The organism is Leucobacter sp., from assembly GCF_053528595.1.
The window spans coordinates 66644-77349 of sequence record NZ_JAIVPF010000043.1; the positions used below are offsets into that span (position 1 = coordinate 66644).

Genomic DNA, 10706 nt, shown 5'->3' on the forward strand with positions numbered 1-10706 from the left:
GCGGCGAACGGGGTCCCGGCCGAGGGCCATCGCACAGCAACGAGCAGAGGAGCACTGACCACATGAGCGGAAGACTGAACGGCAAGGTCGCGCTGATCACGGGAGCCGGGAACGGCATGGGCGAGGCCATCGCCCGCATGTTCGCCGGGGAGGGCGCGGTCGTCGCGCTGACCGACATGTCCCCGCGCGGCGCCCAGGTCGCGGAGGACATCCGCCGCACCGGGGCGTCCGCCGAGTTCTGGGAGATGAACACCACCGACGAGGAGGCCGTCGCCGCAGTGTTCGCCGAGGTGTTCGAACGGTTCGGCGCACTCCACGTGCTCATCAACAACGCCGGCATCTCGGGCCCCACGGAGCCCGTCGATCAGGTCGATTTCGCGGACTGGGAGCAGGTGTTCCGGGTGAACGTCGGAGGACCCTTCCTGTGCACCAAGCACGCGATCCCCTACATGCGCCGCACCCCGGGCCAGAAGAGCATCGTCAGCACCTCCTCCGTCTACGGGATGGTCGGGAACGCCGATGTGCCGGTCTACCACACCACGAAGGCGGCCGTGCGCCTCATGGCGAAGACGGACGCGATCGCCTACGCCCCGGAGGACATCCGCGTCAACGCGGTCATGCCGGGAACGATCCTGACGCCGCTGAACCTGCAGAAGGCCGAGGAGACCCCCGGTTACCTCGAGCAGATGCGCGCGGCGCACCCGCTCGGCGTGATCGGCGACCCGGACGACGTGGCCTATGCGATGGTGTATCTCGCCTCCGACGAGTCCAAGTTCGTCACGGGCGCGGAGTTCGTCATCGACGGCGGGTTCACCGCGCAGTAGGCGAAGACCCGGCGGAGCGATTCGAGGAGAGGAAGACACATATGAAAGCACTGCAGTTCCTGGCGGAGAACCGACCCGAGGTCTCGGAGCTCGAGGTGCCGGAGATCGGCGCCGACGAGGTGCTGGTCGCCGCGCGGTCGGTCGGCATCTGCCACTCGGACGTCGAGTTGCTGGAGGGGCGGTACATCATCCCCTTCTCGTACCCGATCATCCCCGGGCACGAGTGGGCCGGCGAGGTCGTCGCCGTGGGCGACCGGGTGACGGGGCTCTCCGTCGGAGACCGCGTGGTGGGGGAGTGCGTGATCGGCGAGGATCACTTCGGCTTCTCGATCAGCGGTGCGCTCGCCGAGTTCTTCGTCGCCCGGCCCGAGTGGCTGCATCGCATCCCCGAGAGCATCGACTACTCCAGCGGCGCCCTCATCGAGACCTTCACCGTCGGCTACAACGCGTTGATGGCGGTGGGCAACATCAATGCGAGCGACACCCTGGTGGTGCTGGGCGCCGGTCCGGTCGGCCTGGTGACCACCGCGGCGGCCCATCACCTCGGCGCCGTGGTCGTGACCGTCGACCCGTCCGAGACGCGCCGTCAGGCCGCGCTCGACCTCGGGGCCGACCACGCGGTCGACCCGGAGGGGGCCGAGGCGCTGCTCGCCCGGATCACGGGCGGGCGGGGTCCGAGCGTGGTGATGGAGGCCAGCGGCCGGCCCGAGGTGATGGCGAACGCCATCCGGCTCGCCGGGCACGGGGCCCGGCTGGGATTCATCGGCATCGACGTGGGCAACGAGGCGCCCGCGCCGCTGGGGCTCATCCAATCGAAGGGTCTGAGGATCGTCGGCACCATCGGCTCGCCCTTCGTGTGGCCCGAGGCGATCCGCTTCCTCGAGCGCACCGGCATCGACCTGTCCCCGCTGGTCACCGAGCGCTTCTCGGTGGACGACGCCATCGAGGCGGTGGCCGCGTCGCGCGACAGCGCGCGCAATCTGAAGGTGCACGTGGAGCTCGGCGCCGCGCTCTGAGCGATGCCGAGGGCCCGTCCAACGGGACGGGCCCTCGGCGAGGTGCGCGCGGGCCGGGACTCGCGGATCAGGGCGCCGAGCGCCGGGTGATCTCGGCCATGGCCGACCAGTCGAGCTGCGAGAGCTCGGGATCCGCGAGCGTATCCTCGAAGATCCGCTGGAGGATCCGGGCCGTGGGCAGGGCCGCGGATACCTCGGCGGCGGCGTTCTGCACCAGGGTCAGATCCTTCAGGCCGAGTTCGACGCTGAAGGCCGGCGGGCTGTAGCTGCGGGACGCGATCATGGGCCCGTATCCCTCGTAGGCCGTTCCGGTGTAGGCGGCATCGGTCAGGATCTCGACGAACGCGGCACCGTCGACGCCGCTGCGCTCCATCAGGTTGAGCGACTCGGCGAGCGCCTGCATGGTGTGGATCAGGTTGTAGTTCACCCCGATCTTGACGAGATTGGCGAGAGCGGGATCCTCGCCCACGCGCCAGACCCGCTTGCCCATGGCCGGGAAGAATTCGTCGGCCCGATCGAGCGCTGCGCCGGAGCCGGCCGCGACGATGTTGAGGCGGCCCGCGGCGGCGAGGTGCGGCCGCCCCAGCACGGGCGCGGCCGCGTAGGCGACGCCGGCCTGCGCGTGGCGGCGGTGGAGCGCTCGGGCCGCGTCGAGGCTCACGGTGGCCATGTTGACGTGCACGGCGCCCGCGGCGGCCTCGAGCGTCTCCGGGCCGAAGACCGCGTCGAGCGCGCGGTCGTTCGAGAGCATGGAGAACGCGATGCCGCTCGAGAGCGCCTCCGCCGGAGTGCCCACGGCGCGGGCGCCGGCCGCGACGAGCGGCTCGAGGGCCGCACGCGACCGGTTCCAGACCAGCACGTCGTGCCCCGCCTCCACGAGGCGGTTCGCCATGCCGGCGCCCATGGTTCCGAGGCCGATGAATCCAACTTGCGACACCTGTGTTCTCCTTTTACTCGAGCTGCGTGTCCGAGGCGCCCGGCCGACGGGTCCTCAGGGGGTGATGAGCGTCTTGATGGCGGGCGGTCTGCCCTCGGACATCGGCCGCAGCGCGCCCTCGACCACATCGGTCAACGGCAGCGGATCCGGTGCGATCCCGCCCCAGCGGCCGCGGCGCTGCGCGATCAGCTGCGCCGCCTCGGGGAAGTCCGTCTCGCGCACCAGCGCGTTCGTGCCGATCAGGCTCAACTCGCGGAGCGTGAGCGCACCGACGTCGATGCTGCGCGGAAGCTTCTGGATGCCCACCGCGACGACGTTCGTGCCCATCGGGGCGATCTCGAGCGCGAGCCGCAGACCCGGTTCGGATCCGCTGACCTCGAAGTACACCGGGACCCCGTCGGCGAACTGGGCCGCGATCCGGTCGGTGGAGTCGTCGGCGCCGGCGAGGATGGTGACCCCGGCCCCGAGACCGGCCGCGATCTCGAGGCGCTCTGACGAGAGGTCGACGGCCACGACGCGGGCCCCGGCCTGCACGAGGGCATGGATGAGGAATGCGCCGATGCCGCCGACGCCCTGCACCACGGCGACGTCGCCCGCCGACACCCCCGAGCGCTTCATGGCGTGCACGGCGATGGCCATCGGCTGCACGAGCGCGGCCTCGATCTCGTCGAGGCCGAGGGCGCCGGCGTCCACGCAGCTGCCCACGGGCGTCGACACGTACTTCGCGAGCGCGCCGTCCCGGTGCAGGCCGACCGAGGCGTATCGCCGGCAGAGATTGGAGCGGCCGCTCCGGCACTGCGGGCACTCGCCGCAGGGCATGGAGCCGCAGGAGGCGACGAGCCGGCCGAGCCAGACCGGGTCGACGTCCTCGCCGACAGCCACCACTCGGCCGGCGAACTCGTGACCGATGATCATCGGCCCGACGTGGCCCGTGACTCGGTGCGGCGCCTCGAGGGGGAACAGCTGGGCGCCGTGAGCCCACTCGGCCGCGTCGGTGCCGCACACGCCGACCGCGGTGACCTCGAGGAGGAGCTCGCCCGGCCGGGCGGCGGGGACCGGGACCTCTTCGATGCGGAGGTCCTGCGTGCCGTGCATGACTGCCGCCTGCATGGTCCGGACCGGGGTCTGCGTGGTCATCGACTCTCCTTCGGGTCTGTGATGCGGGATATCCGGTCTCGCGCGTTCCGCGAGACCTACAGCGGGTTGGCGACGATCAGATCGTCGGCGGGGTAGCGGGTGATGACGACGGGGCCGTCGTCCGTGACGACGACCTCCTCCTCGATGCGTGCGGCGGAGTATCCGTCCGACGCGGGGCAGTAGGTCTCCACGGCGAAGACCATGCCGCTCTTGATCTCGACGGGCTCGCGGTAGCTGTTGAGCCGCGAGATGATCGGGCGCTCGTGCAGGCCGAGGCCGAGGCCGTGGCAGAACTGCAGGCCGAAGGCCGAGAGCTCGTCGTCGAAGCCGAGCGACTCCGCAGTCGGGAAGAGCGAGGCGATCTCATCGGAGCCGATGCCCGGCTTGATGGCGTCGATGGCGTTGTCCATCCACTCGCGCGCCTGGCTGTACGCCGATCGTTGCGCACCGGTGGCGCGTCCCACGTTGAACGTGCGGTAGTAGCACGTCCGATACCCGTTGAAGGAGTGGATGATGTCGAAGAACGCCTGGTCTCCCGGACGGATGATGCGATCCGTGAAGTTGTGGGGGTGGGGATTGCAGCGCTCGCCCGAGATGGCGTTGACCGCTTCGACCTGGTCCGAGCCGTACTCGTACAGCTTCTTGGCCGCGAGCGCCACGATCTCGCTCTCGCGCACCCCCGGCTTCAGCGATTCGACGATCTCCGCGTAGACGCCGTCCACCATGGCCGCGGCCTGGTTCATGAGCATGATCTCGTCCTGGCTCTTGATCTCACGGGCGTCGAGCATGTGCTGCTGCGCGTCGACGATCGAGAGACCCTGCCGCTGCATCTCGAAGAGGAACGGGGGCTCGACGATGTCGACGCCGACGGGTGCGTTCTGCAGGCCGAGGTCGGTGAGGATGCCCTTGATCTGCGTGACGGCGTCGGCCATCAGGCCCGCGGACGGTGCGACCGCTCCGCGGAAACCGAGGAAACCGGGATGGTTGTGCTCGTGCCGCAGCCACGGGGAGAAGAGCTGATGGTGCTTCACGGCCGACCCGAAGTCCCACAGGTGCGGCTCGCCGCCGCGGGTGAGCAGCGCGTAGCGGATCATCTTGTCGCCGAGCGCGCCTCCCACCCAGGACTGCGTGGTGTAGCGGATGTTGTAGAAGTCGAAGAGCAGGAACGCCCCGCACTCGCTCGCATCGAGGGCGGCCTGGGCGCGCTCGATGCGGTACGAGCGCAGGCGGCCGAAGTCGACGCGGGTCTCGTAGTCCACGCCCATCTGCCCGGGCGTGAGGAGCGGACGCTGCGACGGTCGTGCCTCGGTCATGGTGCAGCCCTCCTTCGTCGTCGTGGTCGGGGATCACCGGGAGCGGGGGGATCCGGTGCTCTCGGGCCGGCTCGGCAGGATGCCGGCCGCGCGATAGCGATCGAAGGCGTGCAGGAAGCTCTCGACCGTCACGCGATTGCCGTGGAAGCCGCGCTCGCGGCTCCGGCGCATGTCCGCGAAGCACTCGATCGGGCGGAGCAGGTCGCTGTCGGTGTGCCACCACGACGCGAGTCGGCCGAGATCCGGCTCGGCGAGGCCGTGCTCCTCCACGATCGCGGGCCAGGCGGGCTCGAGCTCGCCCACGTGGCTCTCGAGGGGGCGGTCCGAGCCGTCGTGGCCCTCCCACGGCACCCCGAAGTGCTCCGCGATCCGGGGCCACATCCAGCGCCACCGGAACACATCGCCGTTGCTGATGTTGAAGGCCGTGTTCGCGGCCTCGGGGGTCACCGCGGCCCAGACCATCTGCTCGGCGAGGAGATCCGCGTCGGTGACGTCGGTCACTCCGTTCCACTGGACCTCGGACCCGGGGAACACGAAGGGCGCCCCGGTGGCGCGGCAGAGCTCGGCGTACACGCCGAGCGTCAGCGCCATGTTCATCGCGTTGCCCGTGGCGAAGCCGATCACGGTGTGGGAGCGGTGCGTGCTCCAGGTGAATCCCTGTCGCTCGGCCGCGGCGAACAGCGCGTCCTCCTGGGCGTAGTAGAAGTTCGGGATGTCGATCCGCGGCTCGTCCTCGTGGAAGGGGGTGTCGGCGGACGCGCCCTGGGCATAGGCCTCGAAGGGGCCGAGATAGTGCTTGAGTCCGGTCATGAGCGAGACGTGCCGCACGGACCCGGCCGGCTCGATGGCCCGCAGGAGGTGCTCCATCGCGCTGCGGTTGACCCTGATGTTCTCGGCCTCGGTGTCCATGCGCATCCAGGTGGTGACGAACACGGCCTCGGGGCGCAGCCCCGCGAGCTCCGAGAGCGTCTCGGGGCGCAGGAGGTCGGCCTGGACCGGGGTGACTCCGTCGAGCGGGAAGGCGGAGCGGTTGAGACCCCAGACGTCCCACCCCCGGGCGACGAGTTCGCGGCAGACGGCCTGGCCCGAGATGCCGCTGGCCCCGACGACGAGTGCCCGGGGGCGCTCCACCTGCGCGTTCATGTGTGGTCTCCTTGCTGTCGCGCGGCCGGTGCGCCGGACCGACGTCGGTCGGAGGATCCGCCCGCGCCTCGAGTGTACATCGTAACTGTACGAAACGATCAATAAAAATAAACATGAGCGCGGGTGCGGAGGGGGCGAGCGGCCTCCGATCCGGCTCAGGGGCGGGGTGGGGCCCCGAAGATCTCGGGGTGCTTCGCGAGCTGTCTCCGCGTGCGGCGGATGTGGCCGGCGAGCACGCGCTCGGCCTCGTCGAAATCCCCGTCGCGCAGCGCGATGATGAGGATGTTGTGCTCGTCGCACGCGATCCGGCGCTGGCCGGCGGACCAGGTGGCCACGTAGGCCCGGCGGTAGGGGGCCGTGCTGTTCCACAGCTTGGAGATGAGGTCGCCGAGCTGCTGGGTCTCGGCGTGCGCGTACGTCGCGAGGTGGAACTCCCGGTCGAGCTGCAGGAAGCGCTCGACGTCGTCCGCGTGGGCCTCGTCGTCGATCTCCGCGGCGAGGCGTTCGAGCTCGAGGAAGTCCTGCTCGGCGAGCGACGGTGCGCTGTAGCGCAGGAGCAGCGGCTCCAGGCGCTCGCGCATCTGGTAGATCTCCTCGCACTCCGACAGGGTGAGGCTCGAGACCCACGATCCGGAGTTCGCGATCGTGGTGACGAGGCCCTCGTGCACCAGGAGCCGCAGGGCCTCCCGGACCGGCACCCGGCTGGCGCCGAAGCGCTCGGCGACGTCCTCCTGCCGGATCCGCGTGCCCGGGGCGAGCGAGCCGCGGAGGATCTCATCTCGGATGCGCGCCGCGATGCGGGCCCCCGCGTCGCCCTCGCGGGGGCGTGCGGGCGTGCGGGCGGGTGCGGCTGTGCGGGTCATGTGCGTCCTCCGATGAGCGTGCGCCTCCTAGTATTCCGGACGGGCCGGATGCCAGAGCAGCGTCGGGGCGTCGCGCTCGTACGCCTTGCCCTCCGGGTAGCTCACGAGCTCGAACTGCATGCCCCAGGGCGAGCGGAAGTAGATCCATCGCTGCCCCAGGCTCGCGTTGGCGCTCGCGACGGGCTCGCCCATGACGTCGACGCCCTCGGCGCGCAGGTACTCGAGGGCCGCGTCGAAGTCGTCGACGTAGAACGCGAGGTGGTGACCGCCGAGATCGCTGTTGCGCGGCTGCGCGCGCTGCTCGTCGGCGGGATCGTACTCGAAGACCTCGAAGTTCGACCCGAAACCGCAGCGGTAGAAGCCCAGCCGTCGCATCACCGTGCGGGGGTGAACGCCGAGCTGGCGGGTCATCCAGTCGCCCTCCTCGTGCTGGAAGGGGCCGAGCGAGTAGATGCGCTCGCAGCCGAGCACCCGCACGAAGAAGTCGTCCGCCTCGTCGAGATCGGGCACGGTGAACCCGATGTGATCGGTTCCCCGGAGTCCTGGTAGTGGCATTGCGCCTCCTCGGTGATCGTCGAATTGTATTCAATCACGGGATACAGCCTCGTGAATAGATCTGATATCGGATCTGAGCGTTGCAATTGGATCCAATCAATCGTACAGTCTCTCTTGACACCCTCGACACGACGCAACGGAGACGCACATGCCCAAACGCCGCAAGCTGGACACCGGGGTGCCCTGGGTCGAGCTCACGACCACGGCCTCCGATTGGAAGAGCGCAGACCCCGGGCTGCTCGCGACCATGCTGGGCCAGATCCAGCTCATCCGCAGCTTCGAGGAGACGGTGCTGGAGCTCGCGGGAGCCGGGCTCGTGCACGGACCGGCCCACTCGAGCATCGGGCAGGAGGGCGGCGCGGTCGGGTCGATCCTCACGCTGCGCTCCAGCGACGGGGTCAACGGCTCGCACCGCGGCCACCACCAGTTCCTGGCGAAGGCCATCACCCACGTGTCGCGGGGCGGGCTCGACCTGGCCGCGCTCGTCGACGCCGACATGCAGGCCATGCTGCAGCGCACGCTCGCCGAGATCCTCGGGCTCGCGCAGGGATTCTCCGGCGGTCGCGGGGGCTCGATGCACCTGCAGTGGCTGGAGGCCGGAGCGCTCGGCACCAACGCCATCGTCGGCGGCGGGGCCCCGCTGGCCGGCGGCAACGCCTGGGCGCAGCGGTACGCGGGCACCGACGACGTGACGATCAACTACTTCGGCGACGGCTCGAGCCAGATCGGATCGGTGCTCGAGTCCATGAACCTCGCGGCCGTGTGGAAGACCCCGGTCATGTTCTTCATCGAGAACAACCTCTACGCGGTCTCCACCCACGCGAGCGAGGCGAGCGCCGACACGCGGTTCTCGGTGCGGGGCCAGGGCTTCTCGGTGCCGTCGTGGCGGGTCGACGGCATGGATCCCCTCGCGGTGCATCTCGCCACGCAGGAGGCGCTCTACCGGATGCGCGCGGGCGAGGGGCCGGCGATCATCGAGGCCGAGGTCTACCGCTTCTTCCACCAGAACGGTCCCTTCCCCGGGAGTGCGTTCGGGTACCGCACGAAGGACGAGGAGAAGGCCTGGCGCGAGCGGGATCCGCTGCAGCGGGTCGCCTCGCGGATGAGGGAGCTCGGCCACGTCTCGGAGACGGAGGTCGAAGCGGTGCGGGAGCAGGCGAAGCAGGCGATGGCCGACGCGGTGGCGGCCCTCATCGAGGCCGATCCCGAGCGCGAGGGCAAGCGCCGGATCAAGCCCGAGCTGTGGCCGGATCCCGCGGCGGTCGATGCCGGCATCCGCGGCGACGCGAGCGAGCTCGGGTCCTGGGACGCGCGGGAGCCGGCGGACATCGGCGGCGAGTGGCGCGAGGTGAAGTACGGCGATGCCGTCGCGGGCGCGATGGATCGCCGCATGGAGCAGGACGAGCGCATCGTCGTGCTCGGCGAAGACGTGCACAAGCTCGGCGGCGGCACCAACGGCGCCACGAAGGGGCTCGCGCAGAAGTACGGCCCCGAGCGCGTGATCGGCACGCCCATCAGCGAGAACGCGTTCTTCGGGTTCGCGACGGGCGCGGCGCTCGACGGGCGCATCCGCCCGATCGTCGAGTTCATGTATCCCGACTTCATGTGGGTGGCCGCCGACCAGGTCTTCAACCAGGCGGGCAAGGCGCGCCACATGTTCGGCGACAACAACACCGTGCCGCTCGTGCTGCGCACGAAGGTGGCCATGGGCGTCGGCTACGGCTCGCAGCACCTCATGGATCCCGCGGGGATCTTCGCGACGCAGGCCGGCTGGCGGATCGTGGCCGCCTCCAACGCGGCCGACTACATCGGCCTGATGAACGCCGCGCTCGCGCTCGAGGATCCGGTGCTCGTGATCGAGCACGTCGACCTCTACGGGCAGGCCGATCGCGTGCCGGCGGACGAACTCGACTACGTCATTCCGCCCGGGACGGCCGCCGTGCGACGCGAGGGCTCGGAGGTCACGGTGCTGACCTACCTGACGATGGTCGGTCACACGCTCGAGGCCGTCGAGCAGACGGGGATCGACGCCGAGGTGATCGACCTGCGCTGGCTCGACCGGGCCTCGCTCGACTGGGACACGATCGGCGAGAGCATCAGGAAGACCAACGCGGTGCTGATCGTCGAGCAGGGCGCGCGCGGCGCCTCGTACGGCGGATGGCTCGCCGACGAGATCCAGCGCCGCTACTTCGACTGGCTCGATCAGCCGGTCGAGCGGGTCACCGGCGGAGAGGCGAGCCCGAGCATCTCGAAGGTGCTCGAGCGGGCCGCGATCGCCCGCACCGAAGAGGTCGTCGACGGTCTCGAGCGCGTCCGCGCCGCTCTGGGAGGGAGCAACTGATGGCCAGCATCGTACGCATGCCCGAGCTCGTGACGGGCTCCGCCGAAGCCGCGATCGCCGCCTGGCTCGTCGCCGTGGGCGACGAGGTCTCCGCCGGGCAGCCGATCGTGGAGATCGAGACGGAGAAGGCCACCGTCGAATACGAGGCCGAGGGATCGGGCGTGCTCGCCGGCACGCTGCTCGAGGCCGGCACCTCGGTGGAGGTGGGGACGCCCATCGCGGTGCTCGCCACCGGCGGACAGTCGGCCGAGGAGGCGCTCGCGGAGGCCGGCGCGACTGCGGGAGGGGTCTCGGGTGGCGTCTCGGGAGCGAGCGATTCCGGCTCGGCGCAGCCGGATCCCGAGCCCGTTCCGGATCCCGAGCCCGCTCCGTCCTCCGAGTCCGGGGCGGCGCCCGCGGATCCGGGTGCTCCCGCGGCTCCGGGCGAGCGCCGCTTCGCGAGCCCGCTGGTGCGCAAGCTGGTGCGCGAGCGGGGCCTCGACCTCAGCGGGGTGCGCGGCACCGGCCCGAACGGCCGGATCGTGCGTCGCGACCTCGAGGGGCTCGCGGCCGCGCCGGCCGCGGACTCCGCGATCCC

At 70.4% G+C, this 10706-nt stretch carries 10 protein-coding genes; 4 read left to right on the forward strand and 6 right to left on the reverse strand.

Annotation, left to right across the window (positions count from 1 at the left end; genetic code table 11):
• The first annotated feature begins 62 nt into the window (after nt 1-62).
• Together ACWKZU_RS09375 and ACWKZU_RS09380 are read left to right on the forward strand one after the other, a co-directional pair.
• On the forward strand, nt 63-824 hold the full coding sequence (locus ACWKZU_RS09375) for an SDR family NAD(P)-dependent oxidoreductase (protein WP_449282059.1): 762 nt from the start codon (nt 63-65) through the stop codon (nt 822-824).
• A 41-nt stretch (nt 825-865) separates the two neighbouring features.
• Nucleotides 866-1840, forward strand: a complete 975-nt coding sequence (locus ACWKZU_RS09380; protein WP_449282060.1) for a zinc-dependent alcohol dehydrogenase — start codon at nt 866-868, stop codon at nt 1838-1840.
• Between the two features lie 67 nt (nt 1841-1907).
• Here the strand turns inward: ACWKZU_RS09380 and ACWKZU_RS09385 are convergent, their stop codons facing one another.
• From ACWKZU_RS09385 to ACWKZU_RS09410, 6 genes are all read right to left on the reverse strand, one after another.
• Entirely contained in the window at nt 1908-2777 is an 870-nt protein-coding gene (locus ACWKZU_RS09385; protein ID WP_449282061.1) for an NAD(P)-dependent oxidoreductase, read from the reverse strand.
• Between the two features lie 54 nt (nt 2778-2831).
• Nucleotides 2832-3914 carry a zinc-dependent alcohol dehydrogenase gene (locus ACWKZU_RS09390; RefSeq protein ID WP_449282062.1) on the reverse strand — a complete coding sequence of 361 codons (1083 nt, stop codon included), beginning with the start codon at nt 3912-3914 and terminating at the stop codon, nt 2832-2834.
• A 56-nt stretch (nt 3915-3970) separates the two neighbouring features.
• Complete coding sequence (locus tag ACWKZU_RS09395; protein WP_449282063.1) at nt 3971-5227, reverse strand: M24 family metallopeptidase; 1257 nt, start codon at nt 5225-5227, stop codon at nt 3971-3973.
• A 33-nt stretch (nt 5228-5260) separates the two neighbouring features.
• Nucleotides 5261-6370 (reverse strand): SDR family oxidoreductase, encoded by a 1110-nt coding sequence (locus ACWKZU_RS09400; protein WP_449282064.1) that lies wholly within the window; start codon nt 6368-6370, stop codon nt 5261-5263.
• 155 nt (nt 6371-6525) lie between these two features.
• Nucleotides 6526-7233 (reverse strand): GntR family transcriptional regulator, encoded by a 708-nt coding sequence (locus ACWKZU_RS09405; RefSeq protein ID WP_449282065.1) that lies wholly within the window; start codon nt 7231-7233, stop codon nt 6526-6528.
• 27 nt (nt 7234-7260) lie between these two features.
• Nucleotides 7261-7788: a VOC family protein gene (locus ACWKZU_RS09410; protein ID WP_449282066.1), complete on the reverse strand. Its 528-nt coding sequence runs from the start codon at nt 7786-7788 to the stop codon at nt 7261-7263.
• A 148-nt stretch (nt 7789-7936) separates the two neighbouring features.
• Between ACWKZU_RS09410 and ACWKZU_RS09415 the strand changes: the two genes are divergently transcribed.
• Both ACWKZU_RS09415 and ACWKZU_RS09420 read left to right on the forward strand, forming a co-directional pair.
• The gene (locus ACWKZU_RS09415) at nt 7937-10129 is read left to right on the forward strand and encodes an alpha-ketoacid dehydrogenase subunit alpha/beta (RefSeq protein WP_449282067.1); all 2193 of its coding nucleotides are present in this window, start codon (nt 7937-7939) and stop codon (nt 10127-10129) included.
• The coding region (locus ACWKZU_RS09420) for a biotin/lipoyl-containing protein (protein ID WP_449282068.1) at nt 10129-10706 on the forward strand (578 nt) is incomplete at its 3' end. The genes ACWKZU_RS09415 and ACWKZU_RS09420, both read left to right, overlap by 1 nt.

Excerpts from the sequence above, each read along its gene's own strand:
- ACWKZU_RS09415 (WP_449282067.1), top strand. The coding sequence starts at position 7,937 with ATGCCCAAACGCCGCAAGCTGGACACCGGGGTGCCCTGGGTCGAGCTC.
- ACWKZU_RS09390 (WP_449282062.1), bottom strand. The coding sequence starts at position 3,914 with ATGACCACGCAGACCCCGGTCCGGACCATGCAGGCGGCAGTCATGCAC.
- ACWKZU_RS09405 (WP_449282065.1), bottom strand. The coding sequence starts at position 7,233 with ATGACCCGCACAGCCGCACCCGCCCGCACGCCCGCACGCCCCCGCGAG.
- ACWKZU_RS09375 (WP_449282059.1), top strand. The coding sequence starts at position 63 with ATGAGCGGAAGACTGAACGGCAAGGTCGCGCTGATCACGGGAGCCGGG.
- ACWKZU_RS09380 (WP_449282060.1), top strand. The coding sequence starts at position 866 with ATGAAAGCACTGCAGTTCCTGGCGGAGAACCGACCCGAGGTCTCGGAG.
- ACWKZU_RS09400 (WP_449282064.1), bottom strand. The coding sequence starts at position 6,370 with ATGAACGCGCAGGTGGAGCGCCCCCGGGCACTCGTCGTCGGGGCCAGC.
- ACWKZU_RS09410 (WP_449282066.1), bottom strand. The coding sequence starts at position 7,788 with ATGCCACTACCAGGACTCCGGGGAACCGATCACATCGGGTTCACCGTG.
- ACWKZU_RS09395 (WP_449282063.1), bottom strand. The coding sequence starts at position 5,227 with ATGACCGAGGCACGACCGTCGCAGCGTCCGCTCCTCACGCCCGGGCAG.